This is a genomic window from Pueribacillus sp. YX66 (assembly GCF_041725775.1).
Taxonomy (GTDB): domain Bacteria; phylum Bacillota; class Bacilli; order Bacillales; family UBA6769; genus Pueribacillus.
In genome coordinates this window covers 18,860-39,628 of sequence record NZ_JBEUEL010000023.1, presented here as the reverse complement: position 1 = coordinate 39,628, position 20,769 = coordinate 18,860, and the positions used below count along the sequence as shown (strand labels likewise).

13 protein-coding genes are annotated in these 20,769 nt (G+C 39.6%); all 13 read right to left on the bottom strand.

Annotation, left to right across the window (positions count from 1 at the left end):
- Positions 1-75 precede the first annotated feature (75 nt).
- The 13 genes from ABU914_RS10910 to addB all read right to left on the bottom strand — a co-directional run bounded on the left by ABU914_RS10910 (position 76) and on the right by addB (position 20,764).
- Positions 76-864 carry an SDR family oxidoreductase gene (locus tag ABU914_RS10910; protein ID WP_379669761.1) on the bottom strand — a complete coding sequence of 263 codons (789 nt, stop codon included), beginning with the start codon at positions 862-864 and terminating at the stop codon, positions 76-78.
- Positions 865-937: 73 nt separating this feature from the next.
- On the bottom strand, positions 938-2,362 hold the full coding sequence (locus tag ABU914_RS10905; protein ID WP_379669760.1) for an NAD-dependent succinate-semialdehyde dehydrogenase: 1,425 nt from the start codon (positions 2,360-2,362) through the stop codon (positions 938-940).
- Positions 2,363-2,374: 12 nt separating this feature from the next.
- Positions 2,375-3,247, bottom strand: coding sequence for a fumarylacetoacetate hydrolase family protein (locus ABU914_RS10900; RefSeq protein ID WP_379669759.1), 873 nt, complete (start codon positions 3,245-3,247; stop codon positions 2,375-2,377).
- A 92-nt stretch (positions 3,248-3,339) separates the two neighbouring features.
- On the bottom strand, positions 3,340-4,110 hold the full coding sequence (locus ABU914_RS10895) for an SDR family NAD(P)-dependent oxidoreductase (RefSeq protein WP_379669758.1): 771 nt from the start codon (positions 4,108-4,110) through the stop codon (positions 3,340-3,342).
- Positions 4,111-4,301: 191 nt separating this feature from the next.
- Positions 4,302-4,613 carry a DUF3870 domain-containing protein gene (locus tag ABU914_RS10890; RefSeq protein WP_379669757.1) on the bottom strand — a complete coding sequence of 104 codons (312 nt, stop codon included), beginning with the start codon at positions 4,611-4,613 and terminating at the stop codon, positions 4,302-4,304.
- An 83-nt stretch (positions 4,614-4,696) separates the two neighbouring features.
- Positions 4,697-5,890: an acyl-CoA dehydrogenase family protein gene (locus ABU914_RS10885; protein WP_379669756.1), complete on the bottom strand. Its 1,194-nt coding sequence runs from the start codon at positions 5,888-5,890 to the stop codon at positions 4,697-4,699.
- Positions 5,891-5,966: 76 nt separating this feature from the next.
- Positions 5,967-7,154, bottom strand: coding sequence for a CaiB/BaiF CoA transferase family protein (locus ABU914_RS10880; RefSeq protein ID WP_379669755.1), 1,188 nt, complete (start codon positions 7,152-7,154; stop codon positions 5,967-5,969).
- A 379-nt stretch (positions 7,155-7,533) separates the two neighbouring features.
- Positions 7,534-7,845: a 4a-hydroxytetrahydrobiopterin dehydratase gene (locus ABU914_RS10875; protein ID WP_379669754.1), complete on the bottom strand. Its 312-nt coding sequence runs from the start codon at positions 7,843-7,845 to the stop codon at positions 7,534-7,536.
- Positions 7,846-7,850: 5 nt separating this feature from the next.
- Positions 7,851-8,639, bottom strand: a complete 789-nt coding sequence (locus ABU914_RS10870) for a TatD family hydrolase (RefSeq protein ID WP_379669753.1) — start codon at positions 8,637-8,639, stop codon at positions 7,851-7,853.
- Between the two features lie 15 nt (positions 8,640-8,654).
- Complete coding sequence (locus tag ABU914_RS10865; RefSeq protein ID WP_483880151.1) at positions 8,655-12,047, bottom strand: AAA family ATPase; 3,393 nt, start codon at positions 12,045-12,047, stop codon at positions 8,655-8,657.
- Positions 12,048-12,085: 38 nt separating this feature from the next.
- Positions 12,086-13,255, bottom strand: a complete 1,170-nt coding sequence (locus tag ABU914_RS10860; RefSeq protein ID WP_379669770.1) for an exonuclease SbcCD subunit D — start codon at positions 13,253-13,255, stop codon at positions 12,086-12,088.
- A 361-nt stretch (positions 13,256-13,616) separates the two neighbouring features.
- Positions 13,617-17,321 carry a helicase-exonuclease AddAB subunit AddA gene (addA, locus tag ABU914_RS10855; RefSeq protein WP_379669751.1) on the bottom strand — a complete coding sequence of 1,235 codons (3,705 nt, stop codon included), beginning with the start codon at positions 17,319-17,321 and terminating at the stop codon, positions 13,617-13,619.
- The gene (gene addB / locus ABU914_RS10850) at positions 17,318-20,764 is read right to left on the bottom strand and encodes a helicase-exonuclease AddAB subunit AddB (protein WP_379669750.1); all 3,447 of its coding nucleotides are present in this window, start codon (positions 20,762-20,764) and stop codon (positions 17,318-17,320) included. The genes addA and addB overlap by 4 nt, the downstream gene beginning before the upstream one ends.
- Between the last annotated feature and the right edge of the window lie 5 nt (positions 20,765-20,769).

The following is a 20,769-nucleotide window of genomic DNA, read 5'->3' as shown; positions in this document are numbered from 1 at the left end:
GTAAATTCATCCATTAACAATAAAATATTCCATTATACAGCACAGTCATGGAGTTAATTGCTGTTCTCTCTTTGTTTACATTGCTTTAACGAGACCTCCGTCTACGAGAATCGCTTGACCCGTCACGTATGTATTCGCTCCAGAGCATAAAAAGACGAGTACGTTCGCAAATTCTTCAGGTGTTCCATAGCGCCCAAGAGGTATGGCTGCTTCTGACTGTGCAACAATGTCTTCAAGTGCAACTTCTTTCATTTTTGCAATTTTGCTGTCAAGTTCTTTGAGTCGATCAGTCGCGATTCTACCTGGACCGACCGTGTTAATTAAAATATTATCTTTAGCTAGCTCTTGAGACAAACTTTTTGCGAGTCCCATAATACCTGTTCGAAATGTGTTTGACAACGTTAAGTTTTCAAGTGGCTGCTTAAAAGACGATGAAGCAATATTAACAATCCGTCCACTTTGTTGCTTGCGCATAAATGGCAACACTGCGCGAATAGTTCGAATGACACTGAGCAATGTTAATTCAAATGCATTCACCCAATCTTTGTCGGAAAAATCATCAAAGTTTCCTGCAGGTGGTCCACCAGCATTGTTAACTAGAATATCGATCGTTTTAAACTTATTCCCTGTTTCATGAACGAGTTCGACGATTTGTTCATTGTCCATAATGTTACACGTTTTGTAAGCGACGTTCGCTCCCGTTTTTTCACGAATTTCTAGAGCTGTTTTTTGTAAGTCCGTCTCGTTTCGGCTTGAGATCATAACATTTGCACCTTCTTCAGCAAGTTTCATTGCTGTCGCTTTCCCTAATCCTTTGCTTGATGCGAGCACCAGTGCCGTTTGTCCTTTGAGACCTAGATCCATTACACATTTCCCCTTTATTTTCTACTAATTGTTAAGCAAATGAAATTAATACGGACGTCTACTTTCCATGGATTTAAAGACCGACTGTAATATATTTTGTTTCTAAATAGGATTCGATTCCTTCCGTTCCACCTTCACGACCAATTCCGCTTTGTTTCATTCCTCCAAATGGAGATTGAGCTGCAGAAGGGACACCGTCATTCCATCCGACGATCCCGTAATTCAATTTTTCAGCAATACGAATACCTTTAGCATAATTTTCCGTATATACATACGCTGCAAGACCGTACGGAGTCTGGTTTGCAAATTTAATCGCTTCTTCTTCGCTATTCACTTTTTGAATTGGAGCGATAGGACCAAATGTTTCTTCGTTCATAATAATCATGCCTGGTTTGACGTTCGTTAAAATCGTTGGATTGTAAAAATACGTATCTCCTTCTACGATACCGCTTCCGCCTAACACACACTTTGCCCCTTGTTTCAAAGCATTTTGTACGTGACGATCAATTTTTTCGTAGCCTTGGCGGTTTATGACTGGACCGATATCGATACCTTCTTTCATTCCATTTCCGACTTTTAGTTTCGATGCTGCTCTAACAAATCGTTCCACGAATTCATCATGAATGCCTGCTTCAACATAGATTCGGTTGCCACAAATACATGTCTGGCCACCATTACGAAACTTCGCTAATAATGTATTGTTTACAGCTTTATCGATGTCGGCATCGTCCAAAATTAAAATCGGAGCATGCCCGCCAAGCTCCATTGACATATTTTTTACTTGATCGGCTCCTTGCTTAAGGAGCAACTTACCTACTTCTGTTGAACCCGTGAACGTAATTTTATTAACGCGGGGATTTGTGAGTAGTTCCTCGCCAATCGGCGCCGCTTTTCCAGTAATCACATTAATAACCCCTTTTGGAATCCCAGCACGTTCACAAAGCTCCGCTAGCATGATGGCCGTTAACGGTGTTTCATCTGCAGGTTTAACGACAAATGTGCAACCAGCAGCTAGGGCAGGACCAAGCTTACGTGTAATCATCGCCGCAGGAAAGTTCCACGGTGTGATTGCTCCTACAACACCAACAGGTTGTTTTGTCACGATCATCCGTTTATGATTAACGTGAGAAGGAATCGTCCGGCCATAAACACGTTTGCCCTCCTCTGCATACCATTTTATAAATGATGCAGCGTATTGGACTTCTCCCCTCGACTCTGCCAGCGGTTTACCCATTTCAAGTGTCATCATTTCTGCTAAAGGCTCAATCGCTTCAATCATCAAATCGTATAATTTTTCTAAGTATGCTGAACGTTCATAGGCAGTCAGCTTAGACCATTCTGGAAATGCTTTGTATGCAGCGTCAATCGCCTCGCGTGTTTCTTTTCGTCCACCATTTGGAACCGTACCGATACATTCTCCTGTAGCTGGATTACTCACTTTAATTTTTTCGAGATGCTCACCTGTCCAAATGCCATTCACGTAAATGAGCTTATCCATGTAATTGCCTCCTTAAGAATTGACTGAGTTTATCAGTGTGCCGATCCCTTCAATTGTGATTTCAATCGTATCACCTGCTTTGAGTAGCTTTGGTGGTGTAAATCCCATCCCAACACCTGCAGGTGTGCCAGTTGCAATGATATCTCCAGGTTCAAGTGTCATACCTTGCGAAAGCACCGAAATCAGCTCGGGAATGTCAAAAATAAGTTGTTCAGTTGTTGCACTTTGTCTCAATTCACCATTTACTTTCGTTTCAATTTTTAGCGCATGAGGATGATTAAGTGCAGATTTATGTACAATGTATGGACCCATTGGGCACGAACCGTCTAAGCTTTTTCCAAGTAAAAATTGTTTATGGCGCTTTTGTAAGTCTCTTGCTGTAATATCGTTTATAATCGTATAGCCGAACACATAATCGAACGCTTTTTCCTTTTCAATGGCAAAGCCTTTTTTTCCGATAATGACACCTAGTTCACCTTCATAATCAAGAGCTTCAGTTACATGTTCATGTGCAGGGATCGATTCATGCGGTCCGATAACGGTCGTTGGTGTTTTTGAAAAAAACATCGGTGCTTCCGGGATATCTGCTTCACTACCAAGTTCAATCGCATGAGCTGCATAGTTTTTACCAACGCAAAAAATATTTTTCGCGGGGCGTGGGATCGGAGCGAGCAGTTTGACGGATGCTAATGGTACAGTTGCTTCCGTTATATCCATTTTCAAAATTTCATTCACTTTATGTATCAATTTATCTCCGAATTGAAGGGCCTCATTCATCGTTTTCGGAAAATCTCCTTTTGATGCTCTCGTCAAATTGATAAATTGACTATCTTGAATGAAGCCAATCACTTCTTCGCCTTCCACACGTGCTGTTGCAAACTTCATCATATCGCCTCCCTCTTTTTCTTTTATTGTAACGAAAAAGAAGTAGTATTGTAAGTAAAACAATACCACTTCTCAAGTTGGATTATTATGCCCTATTGTGCACCCATTCCTCCGTCGATTCGATATTGTGCTCCAGTAATAAATGAACTTTCATCAGAGGCTAAAAATAATACAAGCTTCGCTATATCATCCGATTCTCCGTAACGACCTAAAGGAATTCCTTGTGCAAATCCTTTTTTCGCTTCCTCAGCTTGACCAGGATTGTATCCTTCTTCTAATGAACGCATCATTCTCGTGTTTACCGGCGAAGGATGAATAGAATTCACTCGAACGTTAGCACTAGCGGCTTCAAGAGCTGCAGTTTTTGTTAAACCAGTAACAGCGTGTTTCGATGCAATATACGGTGAAACGAAAGGGCTTCCGTTTAATCCCGCAACGGATGAAGTGTTAATGATGCTTCCACTTCGTTGTTTCATCATAATAGGTAAAACGTACTTTAAACCTAAAAAGACACCACGAACATTAACAGCTATCACCTTATCAAAGTCTTCAATCGATTGTTCTGTAATGGGAGCTACTTTTCCTTCAATGCCAGCATTGTTAAAGAAAATATCAATCGTTCCAAACTTGTCAATTGTCTCCTTCACATAATTTTGAACATCAGCTTCCTTCGACACGTCTGCTTGGACCGTATGCACGTCTCCTTGAGATTGTAGTTCCGATTTTGCTAGTTGCAATGGTTCATCCATCAAATCAACAAGAACGACTTTCGCTCCCGCTTGCAGAAATTGTGAAGCTGTTTCTTTCCCAATGCCACCAGCACCTCCAGTAATGATACCGACTTTTCCTAATAGATTTGCCACGTTTTAAACCACTCCTTTTCGTAAGCTGATGAATACATCATCCCTATTATGACTTCATTATTAAAAAATATTTATTTCGTAATTGTTTAAATTGTAGGTTAAGACAAGCTTGTCCAATGAATTCTTCTATTACGATTATTTTATTTAAAAATAAGAAGAAAAACTTCCCATCGTTTCCGACAGGAAGTACACTAAGCGTTCAATTCTTCAAATTTCGTATGTAAATCTTTGATTGCTGCGATAAGCGCATTCGTTGCTTTACCTTTATAATGTTCTTCAATAAGTTGCACCGGATAATCGACACCATCACGTAAGCTTAACCCTCGAAGCAAGCTTCCAATAAAGTCACGCCCATGTTCCGTCGCAAGCGTACATGACGCTTCAATAATGACACCGTATTTTTTGTCAATTTCTGCTGTAATCGTTAACGTGTCAAACACACTTTTCGCTGCCATTCCTTGTGGCAGTCGTGCATGTCCCGCAACAAAATAAGTATGAATCATAAAAAAATCCCCACCATCCCTTTTATGTCTATATTACATATACCATAGGACAGTGGGTAAATGCTATATTTCATTTACATTCATTAGTTGTTCCCTTTCCAAGCAGGGAGCATTTTACGAAGTGGTTTGTCTTCACGATAGCCGAGTACATAATCTGCTTGCATAACTGTATGAATTTCACGTGTTCCTTCATAAATGACAGGCGCTTTCGAATTGCGTAGGTGTCGTTCCACAGGGTATTCGTTCGAATAGCCATAAGCACCGTGAATTTGGACAGCATCATTCGCTGACTCATTTGCGAAGTTACAAGATTGCCATTTTGCAAGTGATGTTTCTCTCGTATTGCGCTTGCCTTGGTTTTTCAGTTCACCCGCACGATAAACAAGAAGGCGGCTCATGACAAGTTTTGCTTCCATATTTGCAATCATTTGTTTCACAAGTTGGTGCTGTCCGATTTCAACGCCGAATGTTTTACGCTCTTCGCAATATTTTACGCTCGCTTCAAGGCAAGCAGAAATGATACCACATGCCCCAGCAGCAACAGTGAAGCGACCGTTATCAAGCGCTGACATCGCGATTTTAAAGCCTTCACCTTCTTCACCAAGTAAGTTTTCTTTCGGTACTTTTACATTGTCGAAGAAAAGCTCTCCCGTGTTCCCAGCACGAATGCCGAGTTTCCCTTTAATTGCTTTTGATGAAAAGCCTTCCCATGTACGTTCAACGATAAATGCTGAAATCCCACGGTGTTTTTTGCTTTTATCTGTATAAGCGAAAACAAGGAAATGATCAGCGACATCGCAAAGAGAAATCCATGTTTTTTGACCGTTTAAAATGTAATAGTCGCCTTCTTTTGTCGCTGTCGTATTCATGGCAGCTACATCTGAACCTGCATTCGGTTCCGTTAAGCCAAACGCACCGATTTTTTCACCTTTCGCTTGTGGCACGAGATATTTTTGTTTTTGTTCTTCATTTCCCCATTGCAAAAGTGTCATGCTATTTAAACCAGTATGTACAGATACGGCTGTACGGAATGCGGTATCACCACGCTCAAGCTCCTCACAAACGATCGCTAGAGAATTATAATCCATACCCGAACCGCCATACTCCTCTGGAATACAGACACCCATCAAATCAAGTTCACCGAGTCTCTTCATAATCCCCATATTAAATTCGCCTTTTTCATCCCACTCTTTTATGTAAGGATTAATTTCTTTGTCAACAAAGTTGCGAACCATATCGCGAAGCATAAGTTGTTCTTTTGATAATTCAAAATCCATGTTTCTTCCTCCTAAAGTTTAGTTTCTATATTTTTAAACTGGATCAATGGCATCATTGTTCCAAATTTAAACGTTTTTAAATTACTCCATCTTGTGAAAAGCGGACAATGTCAGCTTTAGAAAAACCTAACTCACGAAGCACCTCATCATTATGTTCACCCGCTTTCGGCGGATGCCTCCGGATTGTCGTCGGTGTTCGTGAAAATTTAAGTGGGCTTCCGACGAGCGGCACGATACCTGCTTCGGGATGTTCAACCTCAACGAGCATATCTCTCGCTTCAATTTGTTCATCTTCAAACAGTGATTTCATGTCGTTAATCGGTCCACACGGAATGCCCGATTCATTTAGTAACGCTTGCCATTCAGCAGCTGTCTTTTGTTTAAATAAGACTGATAAAATTGCGACTAAGCTTTTTCGGTTTTCTAGTCGTTTTTCATTCGTTCGGAAAAATTCATCTTCTGCAAGAGTTTCCTCGTTTAAAACAGTACATAACCGTTTAAACTGATGATCATTTCCAACTGCAATGACAATGTCGCGATCCTTCGCTTCAAACGTTTGGTACGGAACAATGTTTGGATGTTCGTTTCCTAATCGACCCGGTATACTACCCGAAATTAAATAATTGCTTGCGACATTGACGAGCGCAGCGACTTGTGAATCAAACAAGGAAAGATCAATGCTTTGTCCGATACCTGACACGTGTCTTTCATTCAGAGCAGCGAGTATGCTTATCGCAGCATTCATCCCCGTTAATACATCCGAAATTGCGACTCCAACTTTAACAGGACCAGATTTTTCTGTTCCAGTAATGCTCATCAAACCGCTCATCGCTTGAATAACAAAATCGTATCCTGCTAACTTATTGTACGGACCCGTATTACCAAAACCAGTAATGCTACAATAAATAAGTCTTTCATTCCAATCTTTTACTTTCTCATAGCTGAGTCCGAGCCTTTCGATCGTCTCGTGTTTAAAATTATGAATGAAGACATCTGACTGTTTTACGAGCTTTTTAATAATGTCTTTCCCTTGTTTCGTTTTTAAATTTACAGTGATCGCTCGTTTGTTACGGTTCGTACATAAATAATACGCACTAACATCATTTTGAAACGGAGGTCCCCAATACCGCGTATCATCGCTTCCGCCTGGTAATTCAACCTTTATAATTTCAGCTCCAAGATCCCCTAGCGTCATCGTACAATACGGACCTGCAAGCACACGACTTAAATCGAGGACTTTAATCCCTTGTAACGGACCAGACACGATTTCACCCACTTTTTTTCAGAAAATATTCAAAAATAAAAGCCAGTAAAAAGTATGTGCATCTAAGGAATGCACCATACTATTTCACTGGCTCGTAAAAGTTTGAGAGACAATTCGGGCGTTGAATTGTGATCAAACTTAGGCAGTTGAATGAATATTATACAACTTTATACATATTGTAATCGAAGCGTAAAATCGTGTCAATCTATTTTTTGAAAAAATAAAACGGGTTGAATGATAATTTTACTTTGACTGCACAACTTCAACGTCAAATTTGAATGTCAAAATTTTTTAACGCGAATACTCGATAGCGTCATAAATGTTATTGCACATCGCCATCTTTAATCAAATTGATAAACGTTAACAGCGGATCTGATTTTTAAGACTCATTTCGGTCTCGACCAATCGCATGATACATGTCATCGTATTGTTTCGCTAGTGTAAAATCAAGTTCGGTTAAACCTCGCGCATTCCAAGAAGATAATTTTACTGTAATAAGCTTGTAGTCTATCGAAATAAGCGGATGGTGATTTACTTCTTCAGAGCGTTGTGCAATACGGTTAACAAATTCAATGCCTTGCAAATACTCACGGAATCGATATTTTCTCTCGATCCATTTTTCATCGAGTCGTTTCCAGTTTTTATTTTCAGTCAATGCTTGTTCAATTGCTTCCTCGGTTAAACGTTCCACTTTTTTCACTCTCCTCGTATTGTCGTTATTCGATCATATAACATCACACTGTTCATATATACTTGTTGTTTTACATTTTCAAAGCTTAAATTTTTTAGTTTTGAGATTTTACGCAAGCTTTCGTTTATAAAGAGCGGTGTAGTCCATCTACCTTCAAACGGACCCGCAAATTTCCAAGGACCGTCAGTTTCAACTAAAAGCTGCTCCATCGGCACGTTTGAAATGAGTGGAATATCCCTTTCACGATAACAAACTTCCGGAGTTATCGAGACATAATATCCTTTCGTAAGCAACTTTTTAATCATGGTAATGTCTGCTTTTAACCAATGAAACTGCGCTTTTATGACATTTTCACGTATGAGAATGTCGTATACAATATCAACCTGTTCATATACGGCATGAAGATTAACAGGAAGCCCATATTCTTTAGCTATTTTTACAAAGGTTGTGAAAAGTTCAATATATCGGTGTAATGAAGATGCACCAAGTTGTGTGAGCGCATAATACGGAAGACCGATTTCACCAATTCCTACAATTCGATTTTTTTCTTTTTTTATTAACTGTAATAACTCGAGCATCTCCTGATCAGTTGGCAACCGTTGCTCAGGATGCCAACCGATGCACGGAAACACAAAATTAGAAAATTGCTCGCTTAATTCTAAAATGTTATAACTTGAACGAACATCTGTCGCAACTGCGACAACACCCTTAATCCCTTGAAACTGCCAAGTAGCGATCAATTTCGGCATTTGTTCACGCGGATATTGATCGAGATGGATATGGGTATCGATCATTCGTCATCCCTCCGCTTATGATGACATCGTAATCCGGCTACCGATTCCAGCTGGTTCAGCAGCGTGAACGATCAATTTTCGGGCGAGGCGTGCTTTCAGTTCTGGTACGTGGCTAATAATTCCGATCGATACATTTTCCATTTGAAGTTTTTCTAAAGAAGTAATGACTGTTTCAAGTAATTGTTGATCAAGTGTCCCAAATCCTTCATCAAGAAAAAAGAATTCAAGTGGGTATTTGCCACGCAATTGAATGTGAGATGATAATGACAGTGCGAGTGCGAGTGATGTTAAAAAAGTTTCGCCTCCAGATAGCGTAGAAACAGGGCGTCTCACTCCCCCGTTCGCATCATCACGAATGACGAACCCACCTTCAGAGTTTACTTCGATTGCATATCGTTGATTCGTGAGGCGACCGAGTCGTACTGAAGCATCTTTCGTTACTTGCATTAACTGTTCTTCCGCCATAAATTCTACGAATGCATTTCCGCGAAAGACAGACTCGAGCTTCGTCAATCGCGTCACAAGCGTTTGTGCTTTTTCCCGTTCGCTCTCAAGCTCTTGAAATCGCTTATATTGTTTTTCTACTTGCTTATAATGATAATTAGCTTCAGATTTTAATTTGAATGCATCAGCATGTTGTTGTTTCACTCGTGTTCTTTCATTTTTCGTTTCTTCCCATTGTTTTTCTGATATTTGATTCTCGCCGATCAGCTCATTTACCCGCTCTAAATCATATTGGACTGCATTCCACTTTTCCTCGAAATCTGTTAATACGTTTGACCATGTTTTCCGCTCTTTTTCATCAGCTAACGCTTCTTCAAGCTCAGTTTCATTTACGAAGCTTGATTTTGCTAACTTCTCTTGCCAATGCTTTGTTGCTTCGGCCTTCCTTTCCGTTAATTGACTTAGGCGTTCACGGGTGCTCGTTTCACGGCTTTGGAATAGCTGTAATTTCTTTTCACACATTTCAACTTGCTCTAGTGCTGTTTTTTCACCTAATTCGAGCGCTTTTAATTGTTGTTCGGAAATATTTAACAATCTTTCTACTGATTCTTCTCCGACTATTTCTTTTATTTGATTACGTTTATGTTCTAACTCTTTGTGCACTTTTTTTAAGTCGAACGAAGTAATTTTCACTTTTACCGTTAAATTGTTTATTCCTTCTCTTCGTTCATCGATCTTTCGCATACGTTCATCAATGACTTGTTTCATTATATTGTATTGTTGTGTAACTTTCGCTAACCTTTCATCTTGCTTTTGAATGTTTATTAGTTCCGTTTCTATATTGTTAATCGCTTTGTCTGTATACGTAACTTCCCACTCGTGCATATGCTTTTCGTACGTTGCTTTTGTATCCGTTAGCTTTTCATTAATTTCATCTAATGATTGTTTACTAGCTAAAAGTTCCGTCTGTATAATCGACAATTGCTGAGTACTTTTTTGCAGATGTTGATGATATGACGCTACACGCTCATCAACAAGAAGAACATCTTGCTGTAATCGTTTAACGTTTTGATGGATAAAGGCAGTCATATCTTCAATTGACATGTTCTGCTCTTCATTAACTTCATCATCTATTTGCTGCAAACTAACCTGTTCATCCTCTAACTGATTAAACATCTCTTTTGATAATTGTTTCAAATTCGATAGTTTATGGGAAATTTTTATTTCACATTCGTTCATGTTAGAAATGATCGCTTCGTAACGATTGAACTTTTGTCTTTCGCTGTCTAATGACTTTACTTGTTTATGTTCATTTATTTTATGACGGTGTGTTGTAGATCTACAAACTGGACAAGGCTCGCCCTCTTTTAGTTGTGCTTGCAATTCTTTTGCAAGTTCATTTAATGTTTCCTTTTCAATAAGTACTTGCAAATCCTCTTTTTTTCGTATTGTTTTTTTCCGATGCTGTTGAATGATCGAGAGCAAGTTTGCAAGTTGCATGTAAATCGATTCAATTTTATAAAATAAGGGCAACGCACCTTGTCGATGTCGTTCATGTCTGCTGAATTGTTCATTATAGGCAGCACGTTTTTCCTCATATGTTGTTTGCTTCGCTATATGCTCGTTTTCAAGCTCTCGAATTGTTCGCATCCATTCGTCAAGTTGACGTTTTTCAAACACGGCTTGCTGAACTCGTTTGCGTTCACTCGTGTCGACCGTACTTCTTTGCATTTCTTCTTCAATTTCAGTTAACTGCTTTTTTTGATTAGTCGTTTTTTCTAGCAAGTCATTCAGCTTCTCATACTCGTTTTTAAGCTGTTGCTTTATTTTTTCATAGTCTCGTTGCAGCTTGTCTTTTTCACTAACCGCGCTATCAAAATCTTTTTCTAGTTGTTGCGCAATTTTATATCGCTCAATTTGTTGGATAAGCAATGGAAAATTCTCTTCGCGTTCTTTCCGCTTTTGTTCATAATTATGCTTTGCTAATGCCGTTTCATCGGCAATCTCTTTAAGTCTATGTTTTACGTGTTCATACTCTTCCTCACATTCTGAGGTAGCTTGTCCCCATTTTTTCCATTCGGTAAAAAACGGTTTTAACTGTTCTGCTTCTTTTGCTTTTTCCAACCTATTGCTCAGAACTGTCATCTCATTTTGTTGTTTTTCTATGTCGGTCTTTTTTGCTAAAATTTCCTGTTTTTCAAGTTGCCATTTCCAGAGCTGTTTTTTGTTTTCATATGCTTTTTCGAGCATACTTAACTGTTTTTCAATTAATTCAAATTGTGTCTCAGCTTCATTTCGTTTCAACTTTGCTGCTTCAACCTCTTCTTCTGACGTAGCACCTAATTCCGATTGTGCTGCAACAATTTCATTTACAACAACGTTAGCAGATGCAAGCTTTTCTTTTAGGCGCTGATTAAGACGTTCACCGTATTTTTCTAAATGAAATAGTCGTTCTAGCATTTTGCGACGTTCCGAGCCACGCAATGATAGAAATTCCGCAAATTTACCTTGCGGCAACACGACCGCTCTCGTAAAATCATCGATTGTTAAGCCGAGAATTTGTTGTACATTAGCTGTTACGTCACGTTCTTTATCTGCCAAAACGATGTCTGTATGCCCGATTTCTGTTAAGCGACAGACGCTCGTTCGCACAGATAATTGAGCAGTCCGTTTATACGTTCGTTCCACTCGGTAGCGGCGTTTCGAAGGACCTTTTCCAATTTCAAATGTAAACGCGACAGAAAGCGTGTCTTCGGCGTGATTCATAATTCCTTGTGTATTATTTGTCGCTCTCTCAACTTTACCGTAAAGTGCAAGTGTCATCGCATCAAGAATTGATGATTTCCCACTCCCTGTTGGGCCAAATATACCGAATACGCCGACTTCACGAAGTGTTGCAAAATCAACGACTTGCTTCTCACGAAAACTATGTAAACCGGAAATCGATAATGCGATGGGGCGCATCATGTTCAACTCCTTTCTTTAGTCGACGTTGTAGGGTCTTACGACGGTGTATCATGATCGTCAACTAGTTCAAAAAAGATCTTAATTAACTCCTCGTCAGGTGTTGCACCGCCCGTTTGTCGTTCATAAAATTTTGTGAATAGTTGATCGATCGGAAGGTTTGCTGCATGTATGATATTGCCATTTGTTGCATCACTCGTACGAAAGAGAGGACGAATATGAACAATTCCGTCATGGGCTTTGCGAATCCGTTGGATATCCTCCATTGAAATAACATCATCGACTTCGATCTCAACATCTACCCAACAATGACGATCTCGACCTTCTTCAAGCCATGCAAACATTTCTACCATTGAAGACGCTTGCCAAGTCACAAGGGGTTTTCCGCTTTTCAGAAATACTTCTTTCATTTTTGCTTTTTCTCCTGGCTCTACGTCAATAATCGTAACCGACTTTGCTTGTCCTGCTTCGGAAAAACTATAAGCGAGCGGTGAACCGGAATAACGAATGCTAGATTCTGAATGTAACATTGCTTGCGGACGATGAAGATGACCGAGGGCAACGTATTGGGCAGAGGAAGGAAACACGTCTGGCGAAACAGTATAAGCGCCCCCGACTTGGATCGGACGCTCTGAGTCTGTTTCACGTCCGCCCGCAACAAACAGGTGACTCATTACGACGTTGACGCTATTCATAGAAAAAGAGCGACTTAGTTGATTGAACAAATATCGGACACGTTCTTCGTACGCTTGTTGGAGAACATGCTCTTCTTGTGACTGCGTAAAAATCTCTTTCATTCTCGCTTCCGAAGGATAAGGCAAAGCTGCCACTCGTAACGATTCACCTGTTTCCGAAACCGACAAATTGGCAGCTTGCATCACTGGTGCTCCAATGAGTGTAATCCCGAATTTATTTGCAAGCGGTGAAGCTGCTACAAGGCGTTCTGGACTGTCATGATTACCAGAGATTACGACAATTTGTCGCTTTCCATCGTCTGCAAGTCTTGAAAGTGCCTCATAAAACAGTTGCTCAGACGCAGCCGGAGGGTTTACTGTATCATAAATATCGCCAGCTATTAAGATGACATGAATCTTTTCATCACGTACGATTTCACAAAGTTCATCAATAAATTGTTCTTGTTCGGCGTGACGGCTTCTCCCTTCAAGTGTTTTCCCGAGATGCCAATCAGCTGTATGCAAAATTCGCATATGTTTCACCCACATTTTTAGTTTTTTCATAATTCGAGACCGTCCATTGCTTTTCATGGGCAATTCCTCAAAAATTCAAGCGACGAATGCGGAAAGGGAATGTATTCTACCGAAGCGGTAGTTGTGATATGCAGACAAAGAACGCCACGTTTGTAATGTTCTGAGTTTACTCTCAGTACAGCACACTTCACGGTGCTTTGTTTGAGTCCTGTGGCAACGTTACTCGTCCCACCGTAAAGATTTGCACCGTACACCCTATACGTCGCAGTTTCGTTTAATTGCAGCAATTAAAAAGCAGCAAATCTTACAAATCAAAAGATAAAGTTTCATTAGGAAAACGGGATTTCCTAACCTATAAGTATCAAAGTTCAAGAATGTGACTGCCATCAAAGAAATATAAATACTTTTCTTTTACACGTTTTTTCCAAATGTGGCTAATAGCTTGAGCGTATAAACTAAGTTGGACTTCATACCGTTTTCTTAACCGTGGAAACGCTTCTTCAACACTAGAAAAACGATCAGAAATTGCATCTGTTTTATAATCAATTAAAACGAGACCATCGTCTTCTTCTAATACTAAGTCGATAACCCCTTGAATCACTACTTTTTCTTTACTGTGTTCATACGCTGGGATCGTATAAGTGAACGGGATTTCTCGATAAATATGCTCAGCGTTTCGAATTCGTTGAAATAACTCCGTTTCTGTCAATGCCGTAATTAGTGATAAATCGATCGCATTCGCTTGTTCCTCAGTTAAAATTTCATCTCGAACGAGTCGGCTTAGTGTATTTTGCAGTTCATTCAGCGCCATCGCATGAAAAGATACATGCTGCATAAACGTATGCATCGCGGTCCCACGTTCTGTGGCAGTCATTTTCGTTTTCTGTAAAAATCGTGGTCGCTCTTCAGCGGGATGCTGAAAGCTTTTTACATATACTTGATCGCTCTGTTCATCAACGACTTCCCGCTGTCTTTTTAATTCAGTTACAGTTTGCTTCGCTTTTATTTCGGTTAAATGTTGTTGTTTATACGACCAGCCTAATTGTTTGTACACCTTGTCTTTTCCTTCATGCTCAATGATTACTTCTGAACTAGCCTTAATACGATCTAATCTATCTTTATCTTCCATCTCTTGACTTTCATTTTCAATCGTTAAATCGCGTGCATGGAGGTATGTGATTTTCCAACGCGATTCATCTGAATAGACGAAAGTAGCTCGAACTTCTTTTTCTTCGAAGAAATCACGCAACAGTTTACTTTGTTTATGACGAATTAATGCAGGACCGATCCAATCTAAGTATGATTTACTCGTACGACGCGCATGATCAGAAAGCAACCATTCTTCATTATTCAAGTGAATTTGCCACTTTTGAACTTCTTTTTCTATCCCATTAACTGTACCAATTAAATATAATTTTTCCCGTGCCCGTGTCATACCGACGTACAATATACGCATTTCTTCAGCGAGCAATTCATCGTGTAACTGTCGCTTCATTCCATGTAGCAACAATGTCGGGTGTGAAATTCTTCGCTCTGTATCAACATATTTTGTGCCGATTCCATAATCTTTATGAAAAAGTACGTTAGCATTCAAATCATTCATATAAAATTTCTTTGACAAACCAGCGAGAAACACGATCGGAAACTCAAGTCCTTTACTACTATGGATCGTCATAAGTCGCACAACATCTTCTTGTTCACCAAGTGCTCTCGCTGTTCCTAAATCTTTTCCCTTTTCTTGCATTCTTTCAATAAATCGTAAGAAACGGAACAAACCGCGAAATGAAGTTTTTTCATATTGTCTTGCTCGATCATAAAGCGCGCGTAAATTCGCTTGACGCTGAACACCGCCCGGCAAACCGCCAACAAAATCGTAATATTTCGTGTCGCGATACAATTGCCAAATTAACTCTGATAATGCTCCTTGTCTTGCGGAAGTCCGCCAATTTTTCACTTTCTCATAAAACGTCCGTAATTTTTCGGAAAGTTCGTCCGCTTCATAATTTTCGATATATGCTTGCATCGCTTGAAAATAACTTTTGTTCTTATCGACGATTCGGATTTTCGCTAGTTCTTCTTCTGTTAAACCGACAATTGGAGAACGAAGAACCGAGGCAAGGGGAATATCTTGATCAGGGTTGTCAATTATTTGAAGCAATGACATCATCGTCATAATTTCCGTCGCCTCGAAATAACCTTCTGACATTTCAATATAAGCAGGGATTCCTTGTCTTTTGAGCTCCTCCATAACCAAGCTGGCAGAGCTTTTTACTGAACGCATTAAAATGACGATGTCACGATACGTGACAGATCGCATGCGCTTAAGCTTCGTGTCATATACGAGTGTAGCTTCATCCGTACCTCTTCCGATCAATTGTTTTATTTTGTTAGCGATAAAACGAGCTTCTAGCTCTTCTCTCGCTGCCTCTTCGACTTCTTCTGGCAATTCATCCCCCTCTTCTCCTTCTCGATCAATGAGGAAAAATTCAAGCTCACAGTTTTTACTTTCAGGATATGGAAACCCGTGCTTTAACTCTGCCGCTTCATCGTAATCCAGTTCGCCGATTGTTTCATTCATAATTTGCCTGAAAATAAAGTTTGTTCCATATAACACTTCTTCACGACTGCGAAAGTTTTTAGCTAAATCAATGCAAAGTCCTGATTCATTACCTCTGTTTGTAAAGTCTTTATATTTTTGGAGGAACAGCGTCGGTTCTGCTAAACGAAAACGATAGATGCTTTGCTTTACATCACCAACCATAAACAAATTATCATCTTTCGACACGAGTTGAATGATTGTTTCTTGAACGAAATTTGTATCTTGATATTCATCAACGAGCACTTCTCGAAATTTGTCTTTATAATCAAAAGCTGCATCAGAAGGAATGAGTTTGTTTGGATTTGAGCCTTCTTCGAGTAAAATTTGTAAACAATTATGCTCTAAATCGGAAAAATCAAATGCTGATTTTTCTTTTTTAACTGCATAGAATCGTTCTCCAAACGTTTTTACAAGTTCGACTAACGTTTTTATAAGTGGTGCAATTTCAACCATATCTTGCATATATTCTTGTAACGTGCGACTAAAAAACTTTTTTTGTAATGATTCGACGTTCTTTTTTGCTGTATTGCGTAAGCTTTGTACACTATCTTTTAATTGGGTCACAACATTATCTTTTTTCGTAATCCGTTTCAATGTTGGAAATTGAATCGTTTGAAATGCTTCACGCCATTGCTTCCAATCGTCCGATACGCTGATGAGGTGCTTCAGTTGCTGTATATCGCTAACAACCGCTTCTGCATACGGTATAGGTCCGCCTGGTGAATGAATAAGTCGATCGGCTTCTTCTAGCAACGTCAAACTTTCCAACAACTCTTGTTTAATCATTTTTCGTAGCTGAATAACCCATGGGATATCCTCGCTATCGATCTCCTCGGGTAGATTATATTGAGCAACGACATGATCTAACCAATCGTTCGGCCAAGGATGACTTCGTGAAAAGTCGTATAAATTCTCAACGAGATGTTGCAGTTGAAGATCGCTTCGATCACTTGAATATGCATCAACAAGTTTAAAAAAGTTTTCGTTATTTGGATCACTATAATTTTCTTCGAACAATTCTTCGATAATTTCCTCACGCATTAAAACCGCTTCTGTTTGATCCAAAATTCGAAAGCTCGGATCAAGTCCGATTTTATAATAATACGTTCGGACCACGTCACTACAAAATGCGTGAAGGGTTGAAATTGATGCGCGATTAAGCAAAGACAATTGCCGACGTAAATGTAAGTTGTCCGGCTGAGTCACTAATACTTCTTCAAGCGCTTCACCGATTCTTTGCCGCATTTCTGCTGCTGCGGCATCTGTAAACGTGACGACGAGAAGCTGATCAACGTCAACAGGATGATGTTCAGATAACAATCGTTGTATAATCCGCTCAACGAGAACAGCTGTTTTCCCTGATCCAGCTGCAGCTGCAACTAACGTCGTTTGCCCTCTCGTCATTATCGCTTGCCATTGTTCATCTGTCCAAACAACATCTTTCGGTTTCGATGGAAGATTGTTCATTGTTCTACATTCCTTTCTTCCAACATTTTCAATAATACGTCTTCCGCTTGTTCTACCTTTAAAGATCGGAATTGGTTTTCGGCTAAAGACTGATCAAATTGACAAAGAGAACGATATTCACAAAACGTGCAAGGTGTCTCTTTTTTCAATCGGTACGGTGAAATATCGACAATGCCACTCGTAAGCTTTGTTCCGATCGTTCTCGTCATATGACGAATGTGGGAACGAATGACGTCAAAGTCTTCCCGTGTTGCCACTTTCGAATTTTTCGTTGGCTTTCCATCTTTTCTAAAACCAGCAGGAACGATATCGGAGTTTTTCTCTGTAATTTCATCATCCATAAGCGAAAGGGCTTCACGATCGTTAAGTACGAGTCCTTTCATTTTAAACTGTTTAAATAATTGTTCTTCGATCTGATCATTCGAGATCGACTGCTCAACTTGAAGCATTGGATTGTGAATATGAAAATATAGGACACCTGCTGGTGTAGCTTGTTGTCCGATCCATGTAGGTGCATGTGTAATGACAACGTCCAAATACGTTAGCATTTGCATAGAAATGCCGTAATAAACTTCAGATAAATTCAAATCTCTTGCGCTTGATTTATAATCGATGACGCGAAGATAAATCCCTTCATCTCCAATCGCTTGATCAACACGATCAATTCGACCGACGACTTCAAGCTTTAAACCATTATCTAACTCATATGTCACGGGTGGGAGCGGAGCCTGTCTTCCAAACTCAAGTTCAACGCCAACAGGTGAAAAGCCACTCCGACGTGCTTGTTTTGCCAAAATGGAAACAGCTCGTCCGACGACTTGTTTTAATTTTCTCGTTAAATAGTGATGACGATTCGAACTTAACAAAATTTCATGCTGCATTCGTGGGGCTAAAAATTGTACAAAATTATCAGCTAATTGATAGCATTGTTTTTCGGAAAGCGTCGACCATTCAACGTTACGCTGACGTAAATCTTCAGCAATTAAATTAAGTGCGTCATGAAACAACTGACCGATATCTGGTGCACGAAAGGAGAACAACTGTCTTTCCTTCAATCGAAGTCCGTGAGAAGCAAATTGTTGAAAAGGACATGCTTGAAACTGTTCCATGCGTGAAACGCTCACTTGAATGACATCGCCATATAATTCAGAGCTTGTCTTTTCTGAAAGTGGTTCAGCATAATTTTTATAAAATAAACTTCGTTGCAACAGTTGAAGCTCTTCGTCATAGTCATTCGTAACGAACCAGTTATACGTGTGCCACCATACGTTAGACATCGGATAGCCTCTGCGCCAATTTCTCACGATACTTGTTAAAATTGAAAAACTTTTATACGGGGTCGTTATGAAAGCAAAATCATTTTCATCGTTTTGAGGTTCTAACGTCCATAACTGTTCTTCCAATGATGGAAACAATTCTTTTATTCTTCCAATCACCGGTGATGGAAATAGTGATTTACCTTCTTCATCTGCTAACGGATAGCTAATATATAATAATTCTTCCGCTGTTGTAAGTGATAAATAAATATAAAACTGCTCATCGAGAAGTTGACGAGTGCTCGCCGGTGCTAACATAATTCCCATTTCAGTCAAAACATCTCGATCTTTTTCCGTTAATAATCCATTTTCTACTGGTTTCGCCGGCAATATGCCTTCATTTACACCAATGAGAAACACGCACTTCACATCTGTATACCGTGATCGATCTACGCTCCCGATTAATACTTGGTCAAGTGAAGGTGGAACGAGCGAAAATTTCATACTCTCCATTCCCGATTCAACGAGTTTTGCAAATAAATCAAGGGACAATGTTTCCTCGCCTACAATTTCAACGATTTCATCAAGAAAGCCGATGACCGCTTTCCATGCTTGATCATGCTCTTGTGCGGTCTTTAAATCCCCATCTGATTCTGCATGTGTTAACAAAATGTGAAGTTTTTCAGGAATTTCGAGAGCGATAATAAAATTGTAAAGCGCCTCTGCCATCTCTCTCCCTGTTGTCGCGGCTTTCATTGCTTTTTCAAATTGAAGTAACGGTTCATGCACGAGATTGCGTAACGCATACATCTTTTTCATAAACTCTTTTTCTTTTAACTTATCACTTTTTTTTATAAATTGCTCCCAAAGCAAGTCATTTTTCCAGCGCTTCCCTTGTAATCCGAATTTGAGTACAACGTTTTCAAGTTGATCAAACTCGGTTCTCATAATATCTACTTTTTCAAATGAATCGATAGGAATGAAAAAGTCTGTTTTTATTGCACGAAACATTGATTCGTATCGCCAATTTTCTGTAATCGTGTCAAAGATAGACCGAATGAATTCAATGAGTGGATGATGAAGCATTGGTCGCTTTTCATCGAGAAAAAATGGGATATTATAATCAGTAAAAATTGTTTCAATTAAATTGTGATATGTACTGACGTCCCGCGTCATAACGCTAATATCACGGTATGCGTATCGCTTATCTCTAACAAGGGAAATAATTTCACGGGCAACCGCATCCACTTCAGCTCTACGGTTAACAGCTACTGAAAGTTGAAGCGATGATGCTTCATGTATTGATTTAGCAGGGCGTTTTTCAAATTGGTCCTCTAAAAAGGTAAGTGCGTGAGCGCGAAAACGATGAGGGGTACGTAATAATATTGGTTCTTCGACTGCAATATTGTTTTCAGACGCGATTTGCATAAGGGTTCGATAATTTCTCGCATTTTCATGAAATAGATCAAGTTCACTCGGATCATGTTCATATGGTGATTCCATCGTGCAAGTAAATGTAACATGTTCCGCTTGTCTCATTAACGCTTCGAGAACGACATATTCATTCGGGGTAAAACTATGAAAACCATCGACCCAAACTTCTGCATTTGCGATATACGATGAAAATGGAATTTTTTCTGCTAATAGTGTTAAGTAATCTTCAGTATCAACATATTGACCATGCAATTGCTCAACAAACTTACGATAAATAAGTTGTAAATCATGGAGCTTGTCTTGCAACGCTTGGTTCGACTCAGCCGCGACAGAAATTGTACATGGATCGACGCAATACCGTTTAAATTCAGCCATCATTTCCGCTGTTTTATCAATAAATCCTACTTTGTCTGCAGCACTTTGAAATGCATGCAATTGTGGCCGATGATGCTCAATAATTTTACGCAACATCATATTCGTCCCAACTGACGTTAAATGTGTACGTGCTAATCCGCCCGTTTCTTGTAGTACTTTCCATGCTAGCCTTGAAAAGCTAAACACTTGGGCACGGATAATCCCAGCAATATCTTCTGAACTCGATAATGCTTTTTCGGATTGAAAAGTCATTTGATCTGGCACTAAATAAATAATTGGTTGACCTTGCGGATCGTCTAAAAGTCGCTCACGAATGTCTCGTATACATTGATACGTTTTTCCATAACCAGATCGTCCGATAATAAAGCGTACACTCATCTTAA